This is a genomic window from Flectobacillus roseus (genome assembly GCF_030056595.1).
Taxonomy (GTDB): Bacteria; Bacteroidota; Bacteroidia; order Cytophagales; family Spirosomataceae; genus Flectobacillus; species Flectobacillus roseus.
Genome location: NZ_JASHIF010000002.1, coordinates 793851 through 818300, shown reverse-complemented (window position 1 = coordinate 818300; position 24450 = coordinate 793851). Strand labels below are relative to the sequence as shown.

Sequence of the window (24450 nt, the reverse complement as noted above, 5' to 3'; positions counted from 1 at the left end):
CATCCCCTGAGACCCATTGCAGTGGGTACTCGAATTGCAGTTCGAGCAGGAAATGCACCTACGGTGTTCGCGCACTGTAGGTTTTTTTATTTACAACCTGAGCCGTAAAGAAAAATAACGGTTCCTCGTTGTTCATAGCTGGCATTCACAGCCTTACAAACGAGATTTAATTGCGTATGAAGTGGAAGGTCGTTGATATCTCCTGTAAAAACACAATGTTCAAAAGCATCACTTTCTATCTCAAAATCAATCATGTAACTTTCCTTTAGGCGTTGCAGCACCTGCGAAAGATGAGCATCTTCAAAAATGAGTTGGGTTGGTTGTACAGGAGGCACTATCACAACTGGTTCTTCTACCAGACTTGGAATAATTTTTTTGGATTCTTTTTCAAAAATCACTTTTTGATTTGGAGTTAGAATCACCCCATTTTTCCTAGTATTTTCTGCCTTAGTTCGCTCATAGACAGACACTTTACCTGTGCGAACCAAAACCTCTATTGCTTTGGCATTCTCGTAGGATTTAATGGTAAAACTCGTCCCAAGAACTTCAGTAACCAACTCACCGGTATGTACCACAAATGGCTTGGCTGGATTTCTTTTGATAGAAAAAAACGCTTCCCCTTTGAGGTATACAGTTCTGGTTTTTTGTCCAAAATGTTCAGGGTAGGATATCGTGGAATTAGGGTTTAATTGAACCTCACTCCCATCCTCCAAGGTTAATTTTTGGACTTTGTTAGAATGATTGGTTAAGTCAATAACGCCCCAATTGCTTGAGGCAATTGACTCACGGATAAGATGTTCGGGGCTATCCTGCCAAGTGTACCATTTTATTCCTAGACCTATCAGGAGCACAATACTCGCGGCCAAAGCCAAAGGCTTCCATCGAAAAGGTTTAATACCTACAGTTTGTTGGATTTTTTCCCAGAGTTGTGTTTCCATTTGTTGTTGCTCGCTCACACTCAGCGGTGAGGTTGCCATGGAAAGCATATTTTCAGACCATTGCTCAACAAAAGCAATCTCCTCGGGGGTGCATTCCCCGTTCAGATATTTTTCGAGTAATTGGTCAAATTCAAATTGATTCATGTTCGTAAAAGGCTAATTAGATAATCACGCTAGGTGTTTACATTTCAACATAGTTTATGATTGATGGTAGGCTTTCAAATTTTCTCTTAGGAGTTTAAGAGATTTGGTAATATGATATTCTACCGCTTTTTCAGAGAGGTTTAGTTTCACTGCGATGTCCTTAACTGATTGGTTCTCGAACCGACTCATTCTAAAAACCTCACAAGTTTTTTCTGGAAGTTTTTTCATGGCCTCTTCTACGGCCTCGGATAGCTCGGTAAAATGTACAACCTCCTCTGTGGCATGAGATTGTCGCAACTCACTAAAAATGAGGTACTCCTGATATTTTCTATTGGTAATTTGGGATTTTATAAAATTAGTACTTAGGTGTTTGATAGACACAACAAGGTAGGCACTCAACATCCTAATGTTGAGTTGATGACGGCGATTCCAAAGACTTTCGAATAAATCGTGGACTAGCTCTTCGGCCTCTTCCCTTGTGCCTATTTCGTGATAGGCCACACCAAAAAGTTTGTACCAATAACGATGATAAACCTCCTCAAAGGCATATTTATTATCCTCCATGATTAGCACCACCAACTGCTCATCCGTTAACTTTTGATATTTCATAGATTTGATTCAGGGTATATTACTGTATAGTCAAACAACAGGACAAAATCCCTAATTGATTTTAAATATTCTTTGAAAATTTATATTAATATTTCAACAAGTTGTATGGAAGAGGCTGATATTAGCTTTACTAAAGGTGTAATTTCTGAAGCAGAAGAATGATTTGATATGTATTAATGCAAAGTTAAGTCTATGAAAAGATATTTAAACAATTTTATTAAATATCTGAAAAATACAATTCACAATTTAGTTTCAAAACTATGAATAAGTGAATAGAATACTAAGGTCGAATCAGTTTTCCATGAGTTACCAATGCTTCAAAGTCAATGGCGTAGTCTCAAAAACTAAAAAAGGCACAAAATGATTGAGGTTTTTCATACATAAACCCTTAACCACTTTGTGCCTTTAAACCGACCTTATTCTAACTAAATACTCAATTGCTTGGCATATTTTTGAGCTTTAATCGCTAATTCGGTGGCTAAAAAACAATGCTCTTGAGACATGGCAGTTTCAGTTCGATTCACCACGTCATCTACCAAAAGACGACCATATGGTAATTCCACATCGTTACAGTCGATATGTACAGTTTCTTTTTGATTTACAAGAAACAAATGATTAGCACCTTCTTTACCTGCAATATCTATATTTTTACGAATTTCGATATACCCTTCAGTACCTAAAATAGTCAAGCGACCGTCGCCCCATGTTTTTAAGCCATCTGGAGAAAACCAGTCTACCCGAATATACCCAGTACCTTTATCACCACGCATCATAACATCACCAAAATCCTCAAAGTTTGGATATTGTGGATGGTTCACATTGCCAACTTGTGAAGTTACAATTTCAGCTTTGGTAGACCCAGTAAAAAACAAAAATTGGTCAAATTGGTGAGAAGCAATATCACAAAGAATTCCTCCAAATTGCTCCTTGTTGAAGAACCAAGCAGGACGAGAAGACAAGCTAATACGGTGTGGCCCCATACCAATGGTTTGAATCACTCGACCAATTGCACCTGCTTTTACTAATTCTCCAGCTTTAACAGTAGCCTTATTCTCCAAGCGTTCACTAAACAAAATTGAATAAATTCGTTTGGTTTCTTTTTGGACTTTACGAACTTCAGCTAATTGCTCAAGGGTAGTAATACCAGGTTTGTCAGACATAAAATCCTTACCTGACTTCATCACACGTATACCCAAAGGCGCACGCTCATTGGCAATAGCAGAGCTTAATACCAAATGAATAGACTTATCATTCAATATCTCCGCCTCGGAACTTGCTTGTTTGACATTGGGATAACGTTTGGCAAATGCAGCCAACAAATCAGCTTCTTTGGCATAAAACGCAACCAATTGACCTCCTCCACGAATAACAGCCTCGACTTGACCATAGATATGCCCATGGTTCATACCAATTACGGCAAACTTAATCCTAGGTTCGGCATTCATTAACTCTGCGCTTGAAGTATTTGAGGCAGTTGCAGCCTGATTAGCTAGTACAATTCCAGCAGCGGTACCGAAGGTATTTCTTATAAATTCTCTTCTATTATTTTGCATTGACTGAATTATTTAGGGGAGTTTTCACTAAAACTATTTTGTTTTTTGAGCAAGCTTCAAAGCCTCTGTTGTTGTGTAATATTTTGCCAACATATTAGGAACCTCCCAAACAGGCAACTTTCCATCTTTCAGGTATTGCATATAGCGTTGCGCTACCAAACCAAAGTGCGCTTCATGACCGTCTTTGTACTTATCAGGAACAATTACATCCCAACCCTTTGAGGTTTTTTGGACTTCTATCCCGGGATATTTCTGTGCAATTTTAGCAACCGCCAAAACAAGCTTTTTCTCAAAGTCTGTTGAGTTTTTGAGTGGTTCGATAGATAAAACAGGTTGGTATTTTTGCTCTGCTCCTTGACGAATTACAAGATTGGCTTTGGTTCCACGCATAATAGAGTAATGCGTATCGCCACCGCCCTCAGGAGCTTTATAGGCCCAAATCACAGAGGCCTTTGCATGCACTCCTTTAATGGTATAATTAATTTCTCCATTAGAATATACCTTCAAAACATCACGATTTACATCCTTTTGTAAGTATTGAGGAAACTGCTCCAACTGAGTAATTTCCTTAAACTGTGTTAATGTCATGTCTGTTGACCATCTTTTTGCAGAAGTGAGCTTGATGTCTTTTTTATAATCTATGATTTGTTCGGGAAAACATTCCCATTGAATCAAATCTACCAAGTGCGTATTGACATCTACGATACCTTCACCTTGCTGTGCTACATCCATAAACCAAGCTGGACGCGTAAGCACACTTCCAGATACATATTTCCAGAAATGGTGAACACTTTCTTTAGTAACAGCGGGATTTTCAGGGGTTCCTTTTTGTAGGGTACCAAAAACCGAAGCATCCATTGAAAATTCCCTTTGAAGCATCGTAGTAATCTCGGAGCGTTCTGTCATAATGTCGTAGAGCAAGACACCCTTTTTCTTTGCTGATTCGAAGGCAGCCTTCAACATATCAAAGTTTTGTGGATCGATTACCATTGGCTTATCCGCCAAAACATTAAATCCTGCATCAATAGCTTTTTTGATATACTCTGTTTTCTTTTTATTATTTCCAGCCATTACTACTACATTTCCTGCCTTTTCTGAGACCATTTTCTCAAAAAAATCAGGTGAAGTATACAGAATTTCCTTCCAAGCTGTAGGGTTCTGCACACGAGTATTGTAGCCGTTGATACGAGCCAAGTGCATATCTAGGTCTTTCCCCTGAGCCGCATAGACTTTCACTTCGGCGCTTACGTTAGGAAACATATTTTTTTGAACCAAGGCCGCATGGAAATGTCCAGGGTCCAGGGTAATTAATCTGATTTGCTCGTTCTTTTGAGCAAAAGTTTGAGAAAATCCCGCCATCAACACGGCAGCTAACAAATATCTTTTTTTCATTACAAAAATTTTATATAAATGATTATCATTTATGCCGTTTACGCCGTTGCTGGAGTTATCTCCAGCAACCATGCGTCAGCAACAAAGCCTAAATTAGTCCTATTGAATACATTCAGCTTGGTGTGTGAGACGCAAGCATTGCGTCTCTACATTATCGAACTGCATAGACTGCCCTGTGGGCCGTTGCTGGAGTTATCTCCAGCAACCATGCGACAGCAACAAATGCGGTAGATTACCTCAAGAATAAGTCCTATTGAAAACAATCAGCTTTGTGTGTGAGACGCAAGCATTGAGTCTCTACATTATCGAACTGCGTAGGCAGCCCTTTGAGGTCTCGACAATAAAGTATTTGCCTCTGGGTCATTCAGGAATTTCTCATTTTTAGGGTCCCAATACAAACGACGTTTGAGCTTCATGGCTGCATGATGCAATAAACAAGCACTACATGAGCGGTGACCGATTTCGGCTGGAGCAATGGGGTCTTTTCGTGAAATAATACTTTCCAACCAGTTGCCATGATGGTCTTTACTTTCGGTCAAATGAATTTCATTCGGACCAATCACCGATTCTAAAATCTTAGGATTACTAGCATCAATCGCTTTGGCAGCTTGTTGTTTGGCAATAGGGTCCGATGAAGTCACGGAAGCATCCCCACGAGAAACGAAAATCCAGCCCTCTGTTCCTTCGAATCGAATACCGTTAGCGATTTCATTCGTTACCACCATTTTTACTCCGTTGGCATACATAGCCTCAGTTCTAAATATCCCGTGAACATCCCACAAACCACTTTTCGGAAAATCTGCACGTCCCCACACTTCTACTGGCCCCGAATGTTCCATATTCATAGCCCAGTGAGCACAGTCGATATGATGTGAACCCCAACCTGTAATCATCCCTGCCCCAAACTGCTCGCAACGCAACCAACCCGGACGGTCAAAACCTACTTGAGGATGCACCCGTTTTTCTGTATAATATACTTCTGGTGTTGTACCCAGCCACATATCGTAGTTGAGATTTGATGGAATCGACATTTGAGGTTCAACTTCGCCCCCCGGGTCACCCGGCAAGCCCACATATACAGTTTTGAGTTCGCCAATCCTGCCATTTCTTACTAATTCGGCAGCATATCTAAACTGCCAACTCGAACGCTGTTGGCTACCTACTTGTACTATTCTTTTGGTTTGTTTTACAGCATCCGCCATGGCTCTACCTTCTGAAATAGTCAGAGAGGCTGGCTTTTGCATATATACATCTTTTCCTGCACGAACAGAACTAATCACAATTGGCGCGTGCCAGTGGTCAGGAGTACTCACTAAAACGGCATCTATATCCTTGTTATTCAACAACTCACGATAATCGGTATAAACGTTTACCCCATCGTAAGGTTTTCCATTTTTCTTCGAATAAGTATCCACTACCAAATTTTTGGCCAATTTGGCACGGTTGCTGTCGACATCGCAAACTGCAATAATCTGGGCATTATCATACTTCCAAACTCCTGGCATATCGTGACCACGTGAGATACGACCTGTTCCAATCGCACCGATGGTAATACGGTTACTTGGTGCATTTTTACCAAACACAGAGGCAGGAACAATCGTCGGAAAGCCAGAAATGACTGCAGTTGTTGCTATGGTTGATTTAATGGATAAGTCGAGAAAACCTCTACGACTCATACCATTGTCTTTTTTTTCATTCATGATTAAAATAGGATTATTATGTTTGGGAGATTTTAATCATGAAAGCCTTGTGGGAGTATTTTTTTACTCGAAATATTAATATCGAAGGGAAAAATTGTAGAAACAATAGGCGAAAACTGAGGTTAGACTATTTTTTAAGCCCTAATTCGAAGGGGATTCATAAGCTTACTTTACTATGAAACTAACGTTTAAAAGGCTTTAGGTAAATTTCCACCGAATCTTTTCCCATTTTTCCTACCAGTAGAATTTGGTTATTGGCTAAACTAATTTTACCGCTAAATATTGGTAAGTCTTTTCGAGGAAAATGCCATTTTGCTACTATCTGATTATTTTTCAATTGATAAGTGCCTATGTATCTTCTTTCAGTCGTATTAAAGTCGAATACAATGTCATTTCCAATATCAAAATAAACTCTTGTCAAAGTACTGTCATAAGGTGATTTTGCCGTAGTATTCACATGATTGATTTTGATGGTTTGAACATGATATTTTCCTGTCAACTGTGGGTTTTTGTCAATGGGTAATCTCAATAATATTAATACCAGAGGTAAAAAAAGTATGAGAACACGGGTGATTGTCTTCTTGAAAGAGCTCTGGTCTAGCAAATCAGAAGTATTCAATTTTTGATTTAAAAAGAAGGCTTGTACAAATTCAATATTTTGAAAAATCAGATACACTAGAGCCATAATTAACATGAGCGCATGAAGAATTACACCTATGTCCAGATGATAAAAAATGTCAATGAATAAGATGGTGACAAGAATGGGTAGCAAAATAAAAACACCAAGAAGTCTGGTTCTAGAAAAAAGCAGTAGAAGTGAGCCCAACATTTGGGTTAGTCCTATTGTAACAGTAAAGGGATAGGAGTGTCCAAAAAATGCCCACATCAACGAGACATCATCGATTTCGGTAAAGGGCAAGTCTAGCATACCCAATGGGACAATAAATTGTAGGTGGTAAATTTTTTGCCAGCCAAAAGTAATCAGATCAAAGGCAACGGCACCGCATAGCAGTGCGAGTTGGAGTTTATAAATCTTATCAAAGTTAGTTTCTTTTTTCGCCCTCCTCAAGAAGTACACTACATAAGAAAATAGAAAAACAACACTGATTGAAATAATGATTGAGGTTGGAACAGCTTTTAAAAAAGCAAGTCCGATTCGACTTAACACTTTTGCAACTACCAATCCTGAAATGATAGAAAGCATGATTTTTTTGGTAAAACGCATGGGCTTTTGAAATTTAAGTTTGTCAAAACTATCGACAAACCCTCAACCCAGAGTTCAGAATTATCCATTCGAACCAAATACCAAGCTTTTAAGACAAACTTATTTTTTTATATGCCAAGGGGGATAGTCCCACAATCTTCTTAAAACTAGTAAAAAACGAAGATTTAGAACTAAAGCCCGATTCATACCCAATACCTTCAATACTTAAATGAGTGTGCTTAGGAGATATCAATAATCTTTTGGCTTCATCAATTCTATAGTTATTGATAAAATCATTGAAGTTGATTGAAAGCCCCTTATTTAGTAAAAAAGATAAGTCATGTGTAGAAATATGAAGGTGTTCTGCCAGTTGAAATAGCGTAATATCGCTTTGTAAATAGAGTTTCTCCTCCTCCATAATTGTCTCCAATTTGGTTTTCAAAAATGCTATTTCGGTGTCGCTTAATCGAGCTGAAGCGCTTTTTTTTGAAGACGAAACATCAATAATTTCTTGGATTTCTATTTTTACCTTTTCGGGAAAAGGGTAAATTTCTTTCTGTGGAAGAATGTAATAAGCAATAAATCCTGAGCAAAAACAGTAAATAATCGGCAAATACTGATGTATAGATAAATGGGAAAATCTTGCCCCGAGCAAGGCTACTACTATAATGACCAAAATAATATACAACAAGTTATTTAGCCAATTCAGATTTAACTGATTGGTCTGTGTTGAAAATAATTGAATGTCTCTTCTATGTTTTCTTAATAAAAAGAATGAGTATGCCCAATAAATTAAAATTTGGAGCTTTAGAGCAATGGATAACGCAAAACCCAAATGTTTACTTCCTTGTACAGGCACAATGATGGGATATTCATTATTAATCAGGAACGTAAGTGCAAAATAACTAAAGATTACAAATGGGATAAAGTGAAGGGTGGAATATACAGAAAATAGGAATTTGGGCTTCGTGAAATAAACAATGCTAAAGTATAAAAATGGTGCAATCAAGAAACGACTACATTCGCTTAGTACGACAAAATCAGAGTTTTGTTGGTACAAATCTCTTTCTGCCAAGCCCAACCCTACACAAAACAAAAACCCACTAAACCAATATTTTGCTTTTGTGTTGTGTGCTGGAGGATTTATAATAACGATAAACGCTAAAATAATAAAGCAACCAGCAGCCAAAGAATGAATCATAAATATTTGTTGTGACAAGAGATTTAGGAATAAATAAAATTGAATAGGGAAAGTACAAAAATCTACTTGAAATAGGATTGCCTCCAGGTCAAAAAAGGAAATTTTATATTGGAGGGATACTTTAGAAACGACTCTGGAGTAGCCTAATTTGACACTATTTTCCTCTGGGCTAACTCTTTAAAAATAAATCTTCCTAATAAATTTATAAATAAACAAATGTTCATTTATATTTGTGCTATGAGATTAAGAGATGAACAAAAAGAACTATTAGTCAGAACAAAAGCCCTTGAGTTATTGGTAGCAGAAGGCTTTAATGGCTTTAGTATGCACAAACTTGCCAGAGCTGCCAATGTTTCACCAGCCACTTTATACATCTATTTTCAAAATAAAGAAGACCTCATTGTGCAATTAGGAATAGAGGTAGGACAAAAAATACATGAAGTCACTTTTGAAGATTTTGATTTTGAGGAGTCGTTTGAAGCTGGTTTGTGGAAACAGTGGAAAAACCGAGCGAAATATGTGCTTGAAAATCCAATTGCTGCCGCTTTTATTGAACAATTCAGAAACTCTCCTTATAAGAAAAAACTTGGGGAGGAATACTTTCAAGAATTTAGGAACAATATGACTAAATTTCTAAAAAGCGCTATTAAAAAAGGTGAGTTAATTCCTCTCCCTAAAGAAGTTTTCTGGACATTGGCATTTGCTCCTCTCTATCAATTAATTCATTTTGCCCAAGATGGTCATAATATGGCAGGCGAACCTTTTGAGCTTACAGAAGAGGTAATGTATCTTACCTTTAAACAAGTAATTAAATCACTTCAACCCTAAAATTTCTCTTAATAATTCAATTATCTATCTCAATGGAACAAGAAAAAATCTTTACTGGCTATCAGAAATTCATGATTGCGGTACTTTCATTTATTCAATTCACAGTCGTGCTTGATTTCATGGTTTTGTCACCTTTGGGTGCTATCCTCATGCCAGAACTTCATATTACGCCACAACAATTTGGACTAGTAGTTTCAGCCTATGCGTTTAGCGCGGGTGCTTCTGGATTACTGGCAGCGGGATTTGCTGACAAATTTGACCGCAAAAAATTCCTTTTATTTTTCTACGTAGGTTTTCTAATCGGTACTGCATTTTGTGCTATGGCTCCGACGTATGAGTTACTGATGGCGGCTCGTATTTTCACGGGTATTTTTGGAGGTGTTATTGGCTCTGTATCTGTGGCTGTGATCTCGGATATTTTCAAGCCGGAGGTTCGAGGACGTGTTATGGGATTTGTCCAAATGTCTTTTGCAGCTAGTCAGGTATTAGGATTACCAATAGGCTTGCAACTCGCCAATATGTTTGATTGGCATGCCCCATTTTGGATGATTGTGATGGTAGGTATCCTAGTTGGCATAATTATCTTGGTTAAAATGCAGCCTTTAACAAGCCATTTAGCCCTACAAAAGGATGGAAATCCTTTTGTGCATCTATTTCATACCGTATCAAAACCGCATTATTTAAGAGCCTTTTCTAGCACGGTTTTATTGGCTACTGGTGGTTTCATGTTGATGCCATTTGGGAGTGCTTTTAGTACCAAAAACTTAGGATTAACGCTCGACCAACTTCCACTATTATATGCTGTTACAGGTGTGGCAGCCTTGTTTTTTGGGCCAATGATTGGAAAATTAAGTGACCGTTTTGGTAAGTATAATATGTTTGTAATTGGTTCTGCTATCAGTTCATTATTAGTGGGTATATTTTGTAATCTCGGAACAACTCCACTTCAAATCATTATGGTAATCAACGTGATTATGTTTGCAGGAATTTCTTCACGTATGATTTCAGCTTCGGCTCTAATGACATCCGTTCCAAACCTTGAAGATAGAGGTGCATTTATGAGTGTCAACTCTTCTATTCAACAAATTTCGGGTGGTTTGGCATCTTTATTAGCAGGCGCAATCGTTGTAAAAGCGCCAGATGGACATTTGGAACGATATGATTGGTTGGGATATACCGTAATTGCAAGTATGGTTATTTCAGTAGTTTTGATGAAATGGGTAGATAATTTTGTCAAAAATAAAGAAGCAAAATAGGTTATGAGGGGTCAGGGGTTAGGGTTTTGGCTATCAGCTATCGGCATTCGGCGATATTTTCTATTAAGATTATCTTTTAACTAAACCCTAACCCCTCTTTCAGTATAAATCTAGTAAAATGCTCTTTTGAGAAAAACTAGATCTAATATTGAAGGATGATGAAAAAACAATTAATGCTCCTAGGACTTCTGGGAATGACTTACCTCTCTTCTTATGCACAGAAAATTAATCGTAAAGCGGTTGTCGAACGACACACTGTTTCTGTTGCCTCATTTGACACATTAGCCTCACTCTCAGTCGGAAATGGTCGATTTGCCTTTACCGTTGATGCCACTGGACTCCAGAGTTTTCCCAAATATTATACCAATGGTGTACCGCTTGGTACACAATCTGTTTGGGGTTGGCACTCTTTTCCCAATAAAGAGAATGTCAAATTCGAGGAAACTTTAAAGGAATATACACTCAATGGACGCAAGGTTACTTACAGCGTGCAAGGAGCTAAAAATGCCAAGAGCAAGGAAGCAATTAACTATTATCGTGAAAACCCTCATCGATTACAGCTTGGGAATCTTGGTTTTATATTCAAGAAAAAAGATGGTAGCAATGCACAGATAACAGATATTGTGGTTCAAAACCAGCAATTAAATCCCTACACTGGGCAAATTACCAGTCATTTTACCTTGGAAGGTCAGCCCGTGACTGTGCTTACGGTTTGCGACCCAAATCAGGATATCGTTTCGGTAAATATTCAATCTGCTTTATTGAAAACTGGGCAAATTCAGGTTTTTCTAAAATTTCCTTTCCCTAGTAATCAATTTTTGGATAGCGGTACAAATTACAAAAATCCAGACCAACACCAATCAGCCATTGTGTCAGCTCAAAGTCAATCGGCAGTAGTAAAACATCAGTTAGATGCAGACCAGTATTTTGTCAGATTAGACTGGAGTAAAAATGCGACTATCGCAAGCCAACAAGCTCATGAGTTTATTTTAACGCCTAAAGTTGGAGATGGTACTTGGGAATTTTCAGCCAATTTTTCAGAAAAAAAACCTACGACAGCAAGTCATTTCCCTGCTATTAACCAACGTAATATCTCGGCTTGGAAAAGCTTTTGGAATAGCGGTGGCGCAATCGATTTTGAAGGAAGTACAGATGTCCGTGCAAAAGAGTTAGAACGAAGAATTGTGCTTTCTCAATACTTAACCAAAATACAGTGTGCTAACGAACAGCCTCCTCAAGAAACAGGATTAACGTACAACTCTTGGTATGGAAAACCGCACCTAGAAATGCACTGGTGGCATGGAATACATTTTGCCTTATGGGGAAGAGTAGATTTACTTGAAAAAAGTTTGGATTGGTATACAAAAGTGTATCCAAATGCTGTAGGAATAGCCAAACGTCAAGGCTACGATGGAGCAAGATGGCAAAAAATGACCAATCCTGCTGGAGAAGAATCTCCGTCATCGGTTGGAGCATTTTTGATTTGGCAGCAACCTCATTTTATCTATTTTGCAGAGCTAGTTCGTCGTCAGAAACCCACGAAAGCAACCTTACAAAAATACAGTAAATTGGTATTTGCTACAGCAGATTTTATGGCATCATATCCGCATTGGGATGAAGAAAATAAACGATATATTCTAGGAAAAGGGCTTATCCCAGCGCAAGAAAGATTTAATCCAGAAGAAACGTTCAATCCTACCTATGAATTAGTCTACTGGCATTGGGCCTTGAAAGTTGCACAAGATTGGCGCAAAGCTATGGGTTTGAAACCCAACGAAAAGTATGATAAAATCCTTCAAAATTTATCAAAACTACCTGTAAAAGATGGCGTATATCTAGCCACCGAATCGGCACAAGACTCTTATACTAATCCTAAATTTTTGACAGATCACCCTTCGGTTTTGGGAGCTTTGGGTATGCTTCCGCCAACACCAATGCTCGATATGCCGACAATGCAACGTACTTTTGACAAGGTTTGGGATGTATGGCAATGGCATGATACATGGGGTTGGGATTTCCCAATGGTTGCCATGACTGCCGCGCGCCTAGGACGACCAGAAAAAGCCATTGACGGATTGATGATGCATATCAGAACCAATACTTATTTGCCAAATGGACACAACTTTCAGGACGAACGTCTACGTTTGTATTTGCCTGGAAACGGTGGTTTACTCGCAACGATCGCCATGATGTGTAACAGAGATGATTTACCAGCTGGTAAAACTTCGTTTCCAACCAATGGACAATGGAAGGTAAAATGGGAAGGTTTCAAAAAAATGCCATAGGAAGTATGAGGCATTCCTAATTGAGTGAATTGAGATTGAGTGAATGAGTGATTATTATAAAATTTGTATTCTAGCAGTAGAGACGCAATGACTGCGTCTCAAGCAGAGTCAGACATCAGATAGTAGTATCCAAAAAGCGGTCGAAAATTGTTTTTCGACCGCTTTTTAATGAAGCCGTTTTACTGTTTGTCACGGGTGAATAAATTCACCCACTAATTGGAATCTTCAGTCATGAGCTAGGCATGTAGTTAATTATCACACCAAATACCCGTTAAGCCTCAAGCATCTTTTTTTCCTCAAAATAACAATAACGCCCTCGTTAGACGTAAAACATTGCGTCTCTGCAAGTAAAATACATATTCAAAATAATCACTCATTCGCCTAATCACCAAACCACTCAATAAGGAATGACTCATGTATATCCCCGATAGCACATCTAATTGGCTGTCTGGGTGTATTTTAGACAAAAATTTGTACTTTAAAAAGTTATTAATTAGAATCAAAAAACATTATTGAATTATTCCAAGATTTTTCATCACTAACAGGATGAAGCATGATGGTTATAGATTGGATTTCTAGTTATTTTACACCGAAAATACAAGTAAAGTATTACCAAACCATCGAAATACAAGCTGAATAATAACCTTTTAAAAACCAATTTAATCCTATGGGAAAACATATACCTTTAATGAATAACAAGTCAATTAATTTACTACATACAAACAAGCAAATCTCTTTGGTTTGACGTGTAACCACCCTTTAGCTTCCTTTTAATAAATTTCTGTGATGAATATATCTGCTGTTTCTTAGTTACGCAAAAGTAAATCTACGGCAATTGTGTCATTATAACACTATTTAATTACACCTAATAATTTTAACCCTTAATGCTGGTGCTAACTGCCCGTCAGTGCCTATGCCAGCCAATCATTCAAGAATTATACAGTAAACTAATAAATCCGATAGAATTAATCTATTAAATCAGTAAATCTCAAATTAAACAATAACGCATGATGCATCGATACTCTATTCGCTACTGGCTGGTACTGAGTGTGCTCATCAGTACTTTTCTAGGTAGTTGTACCAAAGAAGAGTTGGATATCTACAAACGTCCTGAGACACTAGAACCTCCTATTTATCAAGTGCTCACCAAGAGAGGCAACTTCAAAACCTTATTGGGAGTCATAGATAAAAGTGGTTACCAACGTACACTATCTAGTGCAGGTTACTGGACTTTTTTTGCTCCAAATGATGACGCTTTCAACAAGTATTTTACCTCAGCTGGTCTTAGTCTCAACGCTTTAGATTCAACAAAAGCCCGTGAAATTGTTCAGGGCTTATTGGTATTTAATGCTTTTGACAAAAACCGCTTGGCAGATTATCAGGCACCCACTGGATGGCAAGACTCACGTGCATTTAGACGAAAAACCGCCTATTACACTGGATTTTACGATGAAAAATCGTTTGATGGAAATTCATTCAAGTCTGTAGCAACTAACCGTCAAAACGGCAGTTACATTGTTGGAGACAACAACAACAAACATATTTCTTATTTTACAGATGAGTATTTGAGTGCTCGTGGTCTTACTGCCGCCGACTACAATTATTTTTATCCCAATGTAAACTACAGTGGTTTTAACGTAATGAACTCTAAGGTGGTAAATGCTGATATTTTTGCTGAAAATGGTATGATTCACGAAATTGATGACGTTCCTACAGTACAACCTTCCATTGATGAGTATATCAGAAACAAACCTGAGTATAGTGTATTCCGTAACCTCATCGAAAAATATGCAGCTACCTACGGATTAAATGATGCGATGACTATCAAATACGCCAACCTGACAGGCAAAGGAGATAAGATTTACGTAAAAAACTACAACAAACAGGCTAGTTCAAGTAAGTATTTAACATTCGCACCCAATTGTGAAAATTTTTCAAAAATCGCTGAAAATGATGCTCAGTTAGATATGTGGAGTATTTTCGTCCCTACTAACGATGTACTGACGCCTTACATAAACAGTGTGTTATTGGAGAACTACAAATCTTTAGATGCGATGCCTCCAGGTATCATCATCGATTTGATCAATGCGCATTTGTTTCCATCAACTGTTTGGCCAACAAAATTTCAAAACTCCTTCAATGCTTTGGGAGAGGAAGCGCGTTTTAATGCAAATGCTAACGTAGTAGAAAAGAAAATCTTGAGTAACGCCATGTTCTACGGAACAAATAAAGTTCAAGAATCTAACCTTTTCTCATCAGTATATTCAAAATCATACTTAGATCCAAAATACTCGATGATGACTCGAATTTTGGATATGGACTGGAAAAATACGATCCTGAACCCGAGAGTAAACTATGTTTTATTCATGATTAGCGATGACCTGTTCAAGGCAGCAGGGTACGATTATGATATATCGAAATCTGTAGCTAACGTTGCTAACAGTGAATGGGGTTATACAGCGCCGGGCACAACAACTCGTACATCAGGAACTTCGATTTTGGCTAACCTTCAGCGAATTGTAGCTACTTCGGTGGTTTATACACCAAACAAAGAATTGGACAACCTTTCTGGATCTGGCGTCATTGATGCCATCAACGGTGAATATATCCGATTTGATGGAAACAAAGTATATTCAACTGGTACTAAAACTGCACCTTTATCGGTATTAGGTAGTAAAACAGCTTCTAACGGAAAAGTATATTATACCAATGGAGTTTTAAACTTCGCACCTGCAAATACTACTGTTGCTGATCCAATCGGGAAAGATTTATCAAACTTAGCCCCTACCCTAAATTCGGACTTTGGATACTTTTTCGAATACTTGAAAAACTCGTCCTTATATACTGCTGCCACTTTTGCCATTTCAAATGTAAGTGAAGGTACTTTCTACACACTGTTTATTCCTAACAATGCGGCTATTCAGGCAGCGGTGAATGATGGTGTTTTGCCTGGTACAGGAACAGGTGCAACAAAGACGCCAGTATATAACCCAACTAGTTTATTGGATAAGAAAAAAGTAGAAGATTTTATCAACTACCATATTTTGAACAAAAAGGCTGTGGCAACAGACGGTAAAGAATCAGGTGCGATGGAAACGCTCCTAAAAGATGCGAACGGCGATGCCGTGAATGTCACTGTTTTGAACAGCAAAGGTGCAATGAGTTTATCAGATGCTAAGTTGCGTAAGGCCACAGTGATTGTCAACAAAAGCAACAACTTGTCGAACCGCGCAGTGATTCACTTGATAGACAATTACCTAAAGTCGAACTAATTCTCCAACCAAACTTACATAGTGAATAGCTATGTTCACAGCCAATGAAAATATTAACCAAAATACTCTTAATATGTGGCTTGGTGCTGACAGGAGTTAGCTGGAGCCATGCCCAATCCCCCAACCTATTTACGGTTCGAGGGAAAGTTGTTGAAGCGAAGGATAGTTCGGCGGTAATCGGTGTAACTGTTGCTGAGCTTGATAGAGATAACCGTATCGTCAAAGGTGTTACTACCGATGTTGAGGGCAACTTCGTTATCAGAGTTTCAAACCAGAATAATACCCTTTCATTTTCAAGTATTGGTTTCAAAACTCAAAAAGTAGCCATCAAGGGTCGTAGCAATATCAAAATCTGGATGGAATCTAGTTCGGCAGACTTAGATGAAGTTGTTGTTACAGCCAAACCAACAGATAATGGTTTGATGACGGTTTCTGAGAGAAATACGACCATTGCTGTGGCAAAAATCGATGCAAAGGTATTGGAAGATATGCAAGGAACCTCTATCGACCAAATGCTTCAAGGACGTTTGGCAGGGGTAGATATTACAGCTGCCTCTGGTGACCCAGGTACAGGGATGCAAATTCGTATTCGTGGTACTTCATCTATCAACTCTTCTGTCGACCCGATGATTGTAGTTGATGGTATGCCTTACGAAACATCCATTCCGTCTGACTTCAATTTCGGTACTGCTGACGAAATGGGTTATGCTTCACTTTTGAACCTTGCTCCTTCGGATATCAAAAATATTGCCGTGTTAAAAGATGCGGCTGCTACTGCAATGTGGGGCTCACGTGCTGCCAATGGAGTTGTGGTTATTAATACCAAACGTGGTGCCATTGGAACACCGAAAGTAACTTACACTTTTAAAGGCTCTATTTCAAAGCAACCAAATGCCATTCCAATGCTTTCGGGTGATCAATATTCGATGTTGATTCCTGAATCATATATGAATAGAAACGGGATTCCTTTGAATACCCAAAACATCAAAGAATTCCAGTATGACCCTAACGATCCATATTGGTATAACAACTATAGTCAGAATGTCAATTGGGTAGATGCTATCACACAGTTGGGATATTCTCAAGACCATAACGTATCGATTATGGGTGGTGGTGAGAAAGCTAAATATTATGCATCAACAGGTTATTTTAACCAAGTAGGTACCACGATTGGAACGGGATTAGATCGTATCAATACTCGTATCAACTTGGACTATAACGTTTCAAATAGAATCCGTTTTAAAACTGACCTTTCTTTTACGCACTCTGTAAACAATCGTAACTATGTGTCTTCTTTGACAGGTAATAAAGATTTGGTTCGCTCGGTAGCTTACAGTAAAATGCCAAACATGAGTATCTATGAATACAACGACTTGGGACAATTGACAGGAAACTTTTTCTCTCCATTGACCAACATTCAAGGTACTTTTACAGGTTTGACCAATGCCACTTATAACCCTGTTGCCATGGTAAAATCTGCTAAAAACATTATTACTTCAGAACGTATTATTCCTCACTTTCAAGTGCAATATGACCTTGCGCCGGGTAGATGGGTAGCTACTTTTGATGTCCAGTTTGACATCAATAACAACAAGACAAGCTCGTTTTTGCCACAGGTAGCCACTGGACAAGCTTTTACGAGTTCTTTTGTAAACGTAGCGACAGATGGCGATGCGGATGGTTTTGCGGTAACTACCAAGTCGACTTTGATTTATACCCCAAAAATCAAAAACACCAAGCATGATTTCACTTCGCTTTGGGCATTGAATACCTCTGATGTAAAATCGGTTTGGCAAGAATCCTATGTAACCAATACCGCTTCTTCGGATTTGACAGATGCTTCAAACCCTGCACGTTTGACTACTTCCAGATTAGCTTCTGGGGTTTCACAAACGCGTAATGTAGGTTTACTTTGGAATGTTCACTACGGATTTTTAGACCGCTATATCATTGATTTGGGTCTTAGAGGAGATGGTAACTCACGCTTTGGCCCAGACTATCGCTATGGTTTGTTCCCAAGTATTTCGGCCAAATGGATTCTTTCCGACGAACCATTTATGCGTCCTTTAGAACATATTTTTGAGCACCTTGGTATCCGTGCTAGTTACGGTCAAAGTGGTAATGCACCTCGCTATGACTATTTGTATTATGGAAAATACAATACTTTGGGTTGGTCATATTTAGGAGATGCAGCTGTAGTTCCACAAACCATGCAATTAAACAATCTTCGTTGGGAAAGAATCATTGGCCGCAACCTAGGGGTAAACATTATTACTTCGAAAAGAAAGCTAACGTTAGATGCTGAATTTTACCAAAACAGTACTAAAGACTTATTCTTCGAAAACTTACAAATTCCTGCTTACACAGGTTTTAGTAACGTCCAAATGAACGTTGGTACAATGGATAACATGGGTTGGGAATTGAACTTGATGTACAATCCATACAAAACCAAAGACTGGAGTGTTGATTTCAATTTCAACATCGCTCGCAATATCAATGTAATTCGTGAAATTTCTGATTTGTATCCTCGTACAGGTGGTAATGCTACCTTGAACGGCGCTTATTTGACGTATATGCAAGTAAACAATCCGTTTGGATCTTTTTATGGATACCGCTATTTAGGTGTTTATAAAGACAAAGCCTCTACAGTAGCCAAAGGCAAAAGTGGCGAACCAATCGTAACACCAGATGGACAATCAGTATACATGAGATTCAATTATCCAAATACTGATTATACTTTCCAACCAGGTGATGCCATGTATGAAGATGTCAATAAAGATGGTAATATCAACTACATGGACTTAGTATACTTGGGTAACTCAAACCCTGCTTTCACGGGTGGTTTTGGAGGAAGTGTTTCTTACAAATCTTTCAAATTGACTACATTCTTCAACTTCCGTAGTGATTATGATGTAGTAAATGCTACCAGAATGAATACAACCAATATGTATGGTTTTGGAAATCAAAGTACCGAAGTATTGGCACGTTGGAGAAAAGAAGGAGATGTTACGATGGTTCCTAGAGCATTATACAACTCTGGTTATAACTGGTTAGGTTCGAGTCGTTATGTAGAGGATGCTTCATTTGTTCGTTTCCGTACGGCAACTTTCAGCTATACATTCCCTAAACAAGTATTGAAGACTTTACACTTTACAGCGCTTCGTGCTTACGCAACGGTAGAAAACTTGATTACTTGGACAAAATACACAGGTCAAGACCCAGAAGTTCAAATGAGAGGTAGTGATCCATTCAGAGTAGCAACGGATAACTCGATGACACCTCCTGCCAAAACTGTTACATTTGGTTTTGCAGCAACATTCTAGTGTAGATTCAACCCTTTATTATATAGAAAAATGTTGAAAAAAGTATTTATACAAACCATCGCCCTGAGCGCTCTTTTGCTAACTACCTCGTGTGATAGTTGGTTGGAATTGCGACCGCAAGACGGTATTGTTCAAGATCGATTCTGGAACAATAAAGAACAGGTTGCGTCAGCAGTTGGCGGTATTTATGCATCAGTGATTGATGCACTTCCAGAAAAGGCTTTTGTTTTGGGCGAAATTCGTGCTGATATGATTAGTCCTTCATTTCGTATCACAAACAACGAATTGGATATTCTCAACTCAAACATTTTGCCGACGAATGCTTTGACAGACTGGAGAGATTTTTACAGAATTATTAACTACTGTAACACGGTTATTTCATTCGCTCCAGCCGTACTTGATAAGGACAAAACCTATACAACTGAGGCGCTAAAAGCTCATGTGGCAGAAGCTAAAGCCATCCGTGCATGGATGTACTTTTACATCGTCCGCTTGTATGGAGATGCTCCTTTGAAAATCACTGCAACCAGTAGCGATGATGAAATTGTTCCTATTGCCAAGTCGACTCAAAAAGAAATTCTAGCTCAAATCGAGAAAGACTTACTCGAAGCGGAGCCTGATGCCCCAACTACCTACGGTACGAAGGAAAAAGATCATAGTCGTGTGACAAAATACATGATAAACACCCTTCAAGCTGATGTGTATTTGTGGATGGAAAAACCAACAGAAGCATTGGCAGCAACTAATAAAGTGATTAGTAGCGCCAAATTTGGTTTGGTTTCTAACCCTGCTACTCGTAGCAATGCTTGGTTCAGTACGGTCCGTTCAGGTAACTCAAATGAAGGGATCTTTGAATTGGCTTTCGGTAGTGATTACACCATTCGATTTGGTATTACCAACTATCCAATGTATGCCATTTTTGGACTAGGAAACTCTTCTACCTACAGACGCTACCAAGCTTCGGCATATGTAAATGAAGAAATCTTTACGGAAGATTTACTTGACCCGACCAACTACGACACACGTGCTGATGAGTCTTCATTGACCATGACGACTGGAGTTATTAGAAAATATGATCGTGCGGCTGGTGAAACCCCGTTTAATGTAGTAATGTATCGCTATGCGGATGTTTTATTGATGAAAGCCGAGGCTTTAGCTATGTTAAATAGAGGAACTGAAGCCCTCGCCATTGTTAAACAAATCCGTACAAGAGCATGGGCTATTGTTCAAACAGAACAGTCTCCAGACCCTGCCAATATCGATGGCGCTGGTGGAGTACTCGACTATATCTTAGAGGAAAGAGCTCGTGAATTTGCCTTTGAAGGAAAGCGTTGGTTTGATGTATTAAGAAATGCCAAACGTGCCAACTACAAACGAATCGATTTGTTAGTCAACCTTACGGCAAGAAGTGTTCCTTCTGAACGTCAGCAATCAGCCATAGCAAAAATCAAGGACCCCAACAGCCATTATTTACCGATTTACCAATACGAAATTCAAACGAATAAATTATTGGTTCAAAACCCATTTTATAAATAATGCGTCTGTCACTCACAAAAAACTCCATTGAGATTATGAAAAATATCATACAATCAATTTCGGCATTTATCCTAACTCTCACGTTAGGAATCGGCCTGTGGGGATGTGCAGATATTACTATCGTAGAAACAACCACTGGCGATGCCAACCTTTATAGTTACCTCCTTAAGTATCCTGATAAGTATGGAGACTTTGCCAAAATTGTAGAAAAAGCAGGATATGATAGTTTCCTAGATGCCTATGGTGCTTATACTATGTTTGCACCCAACAATCAGGCAGTACAGAAATACTTGACAGCTGCTGGTAAACAAGCGGCAAGCTTAACAAAAGAGGAAGCTCAAGGTATTGTAAAACTCCATGTCATCAGAGATACCTTGACAACAAGTTCGTTCAAAGATGGAAAACTACCTTTAGTAACCATGTACGGACAATATTTACTGTCTGGTGTTAGTAACTCTGCTGCTGGCTCGAGTTATACCTTGAACCGTCAGGCGAATGTTATTGAAACCAACATTAAGGCAGGTAACGGGATGTTACATGCAGTTGACGCTGTGTTGACACCAGCCACTAAATCAATTGCAGAATTAGTAACAAGTAATTCAAACTATTCCATCTTCGCACAAGCACTCAAGGAAACTGGCTATTATGACAGCTTGAACGTATTGAACGACAATTTGGATAAAAGATTTACGACCTTAATTGCTGAATCGAATACGATTTTGAGTAAAGCAGGTTATACAGATTTTGCCAAATTAAAAGCAAGATTCTCGCAGACAGGTAACCCAAAACTTAAAACTGACAGTTTGAACATTTACGTTGCTTATCACATCTTGGTTGGTGCCAAATACCTTGGAGATATTATTACCGCAACTTCACATTTGACTAAAGTTAGTACTGAGCCAACTGTAGTTAGTTCAAAACTAGACGGTCAAACGATTCTTTTGAATGATGATGTATTTAATGGAGTTCGCGAGCCGGGTATTGAATTGGTTCGTTCAGAAAGTGATAATACTGCCACCAATGGCGTAGTACATGCTGCCTCGGGACATTATAATATCAAATTGCGTCTTCCAACAAGAATTGACTGGGATGTATGTGATTTTCCTGAAATGAAAAAACTTTCAGCTTATTATGGAAAGAAAACCTACAGCTTCCCTGTGGGTACCGTAATACAAGATATCCAATGGGCCAATTCAGGCTTTCCTCCAACCTATGTAATCGATGCCACTGCTGCAAAAAAAGATTATTTGCAAGTTCCTATGGGTGTGCCTAGCCGTAACCTTTGGTTAGATATGAAAACCCCAATTATTCCAAAGGGTCGCTACAAAGTGTGGATGTGTTACCGTCGTCAACGTACCTCAAACAGTTTTACAATTACTTGTACAGGTGCCATCGATGGTGAGGTATTAACAAGACCATTCTTGTTTATAGACCAAGTGCCAACACTCGGTGCTGGAGAATTAGAATCATTAGGTTGGAAAATCTATATGTCACCAGGTACGGACATCAATGCCGCTGGTAGATTATTGGGAACTGTGGACATCAAAACTACTGACAGACACATGTTTAGATTGCAAGCCATCAATGGTACGCATTCACCAAACAACATCGACATGATTCAGTTTATCCCGATTTCTCAAAATCAGATTTCTCCACGTCATTTGCCAGATGGCTCTCTGGTTAGCAATTAATTTTTCAACACTTTAACTTGTAAAAAAATGCGTTTAAAAAATATATATATCCTTTTTCTCATGGTTTGGAGCTTGGGGATGGTCGCCTGCAAAAATTGGGATGACCGTCTAGTTTCTCCAAGCGACTCATTAGGGAAAAATCTCTTTGAGCAAATTAGCGCACAAAGTACTCTGAGCACGTTTAAGGATTTACTCATCAAAACGGGCTATGATAAAGTGTTGAGTTCTTCGAACAATTATACCGTTTTTGCACCAAGCAATGATGCTTTGAATGGATTGAGCACAACTATTTTAAATGATACTTCACAATTGAAAGCTTTTGTAGGGAATCATATTGCCCTCATGAGCCACAATGTTCCAGTAAGTGATGCTGCTTCTGAATCTTTACAAATGGTAAATGGCAAGTATTACACATTGAACAAAACAACTTTGGGAACAGCCACGATTGCTTCTGCAAATACTTTCGCGAGTAATGGCGTTTTACATACGCTTTCTCAATCTATTGCGGTATTGCCTTCTTTGTGGAAATACATCAACACAAATCAAACGGGCTCACTACAAAATACAGCAATTGCCAACTTGACTTTTCAGGTTTTCAATGCGAATAAAGCCACTATTGATAGTATTAGCTCAACTACAGGTCAACCCATTTATCGCGCTGGTACAGGATTAGAAACGGTAAATGCCTTTACCCAAAATGTATATGACCTCAATTTGGAATCTAAAAAGTACACCTACTTTCAGTTGAAGGATGCATCATTTTTGGCTGAGGTAGAGAAGTTGAAACCATACTTCAAAACAAGTACTACAGATAGTACCTACCGTCAATCAGCTTTTGCGACAATCAAAGATTTAGTATTTGAAGGAAACTATTCAATCGACCAAATTCCATCTGTATTAAAATCAAAATTTGGCGTAAATGTTACCATCGATAAATCATCGATTAGTCAAACGGTAAAAGTGAGTAATGGTGTCGTGTATGTGTTGGACAAAATCACAGTTATTCCAACGGAGAAGTTCCCTACCCTAGTCGTCGAAGGAGAAAACTTTGTAGAGCGTATGCCTGTTTCAATAGGTTCGGCCGTCATTGCAGTTCGTAACCGTTTGAATCCTGTGACTAACCTTATCTCAAACTCTGTATCAGTTATCGGTCATGGTAACTCAGGTTTTTGGTTACGCTATCAGCTCAACGATGTACCATCTATCAAATACAAAGTGTATTGGGTGGTGATCAATGACTTGTATAACTCCAATACCGCAGTAGCCGAAACTGCAGGTTTTGCCATTAACCAAAAATTAGCGATGGCGTCTTTGAGTGCAACCACTTTTGCCTATCCGGCTGCAGCACTTCCTGTAAAAACTTACACTGAACAGTTGCTAGGTGAATATACGGTAAACTCTTTCGGAAAGCTTAATATGTACTTGGTTGCCAACGGTACCAATGCCATGAGTCTGGACTATATCAAATTAGTTCCTTCATTTTAAAAGGAACTAACTCATTTGACGATAACGACATTT

Annotated in this window: 15 protein-coding genes; 8 read left to right on the top strand and 7 right to left on the bottom strand. The window is 38.6% G+C overall.

Annotation, left to right across the window (positions count from 1 at the left end; genetic code table 11):
* Positions 1 to 86: 86 nt before the first annotated feature.
* The 7 genes from QM524_RS03515 to QM524_RS03485 all read right to left on the bottom strand — a co-directional run bounded on the left by QM524_RS03515 (position 87) and on the right by QM524_RS03485 (position 8741).
* Complete coding sequence (locus QM524_RS03515) at positions 87 to 1082, bottom strand: FecR family protein (RefSeq protein WP_283343513.1); 996 nt, start codon at positions 1080 to 1082, stop codon at positions 87 to 89.
* 54 nt (positions 1083 to 1136) lie between these two features.
* A complete protein-coding gene (locus QM524_RS03510; protein ID WP_095163687.1) occupies positions 1137 to 1691 on the bottom strand; it encodes an RNA polymerase sigma-70 factor in 555 nt (184 codons plus the stop codon).
* Positions 1692 to 2116: 425 nt separating this feature from the next.
* Positions 2117 to 3244 (bottom strand): Gfo/Idh/MocA family protein, encoded by a 1128-nt coding sequence (locus tag QM524_RS03505; RefSeq protein ID WP_283343512.1) that lies wholly within the window; start codon positions 3242 to 3244, stop codon positions 2117 to 2119.
* Positions 3245 to 3277: 33 nt separating this feature from the next.
* Positions 3278 to 4636 (bottom strand): putative oxidoreductase C-terminal domain-containing protein, encoded by a 1359-nt coding sequence (locus tag QM524_RS03500; RefSeq protein ID WP_283343511.1) that lies wholly within the window; start codon positions 4634 to 4636, stop codon positions 3278 to 3280.
* Between the two features lie 302 nt (positions 4637 to 4938).
* Positions 4939 to 6336 (bottom strand): Gfo/Idh/MocA family protein, encoded by a 1398-nt coding sequence (locus QM524_RS03495; RefSeq protein WP_283343510.1) that lies wholly within the window; start codon positions 6334 to 6336, stop codon positions 4939 to 4941.
* 181 nt (positions 6337 to 6517) lie between these two features.
* Positions 6518 to 7540 (bottom strand): hypothetical protein, encoded by a 1023-nt coding sequence (locus QM524_RS03490; RefSeq protein ID WP_283343509.1) that lies wholly within the window; start codon positions 7538 to 7540, stop codon positions 6518 to 6520.
* A 109-nt stretch (positions 7541 to 7649) separates the two neighbouring features.
* Entirely contained in the window at positions 7650 to 8741 is a 1092-nt protein-coding gene (locus QM524_RS03485) for a helix-turn-helix domain-containing protein (protein WP_283343508.1), read from the bottom strand.
* A gap of 216 nt (positions 8742 to 8957) precedes the next feature.
* On the opposite strand from QM524_RS03485, the gene QM524_RS03480 reads away from it, so the two are divergent.
* The 8 genes from QM524_RS03480 to QM524_RS03445 all read left to right on the top strand — a co-directional run bounded on the left by QM524_RS03480 (position 8958) and on the right by QM524_RS03445 (position 24417).
* Positions 8958 to 9569, top strand: coding sequence for a TetR/AcrR family transcriptional regulator (locus QM524_RS03480; RefSeq protein WP_283343507.1), 612 nt, complete (start codon positions 8958 to 8960; stop codon positions 9567 to 9569).
* 32 nt (positions 9570 to 9601) lie between these two features.
* On the top strand, positions 9602 to 10825 hold the full coding sequence (locus tag QM524_RS03475; RefSeq protein WP_283343506.1) for an MFS transporter: 1224 nt from the start codon (positions 9602 to 9604) through the stop codon (positions 10823 to 10825).
* Positions 10826 to 10983: 158 nt separating this feature from the next.
* Positions 10984 to 13110 (top strand): hypothetical protein, encoded by a 2127-nt coding sequence (locus tag QM524_RS03470; protein WP_283343505.1) that lies wholly within the window; start codon positions 10984 to 10986, stop codon positions 13108 to 13110.
* Positions 13111 to 14117: 1007 nt separating this feature from the next.
* Positions 14118 to 16382 (top strand): fasciclin domain-containing protein, encoded by a 2265-nt coding sequence (locus QM524_RS03465; RefSeq protein ID WP_283343504.1) that lies wholly within the window; start codon positions 14118 to 14120, stop codon positions 16380 to 16382.
* A gap of 44 nt (positions 16383 to 16426) precedes the next feature.
* Positions 16427 to 19705, top strand: coding sequence for a SusC/RagA family TonB-linked outer membrane protein (locus QM524_RS03460; RefSeq protein WP_283343503.1), 3279 nt, complete (start codon positions 16427 to 16429; stop codon positions 19703 to 19705).
* A 30-nt stretch (positions 19706 to 19735) separates the two neighbouring features.
* Positions 19736 to 21241 carry a RagB/SusD family nutrient uptake outer membrane protein gene (locus tag QM524_RS03455; RefSeq protein ID WP_283343502.1) on the top strand — a complete coding sequence of 502 codons (1506 nt, stop codon included), beginning with the start codon at positions 19736 to 19738 and terminating at the stop codon, positions 21239 to 21241.
* Positions 21242 to 21276: 35 nt separating this feature from the next.
* Positions 21277 to 22932, top strand: coding sequence for a fasciclin domain-containing protein (locus QM524_RS03450; protein ID WP_283343501.1), 1656 nt, complete (start codon positions 21277 to 21279; stop codon positions 22930 to 22932).
* A 27-nt stretch (positions 22933 to 22959) separates the two neighbouring features.
* The gene (locus QM524_RS03445; RefSeq protein ID WP_283343500.1) at positions 22960 to 24417 is read left to right on the top strand and encodes a fasciclin domain-containing protein; all 1458 of its coding nucleotides are present in this window, start codon (positions 22960 to 22962) and stop codon (positions 24415 to 24417) included.
* The last annotated feature ends 33 nt before the right edge of the window (positions 24418 to 24450 follow it).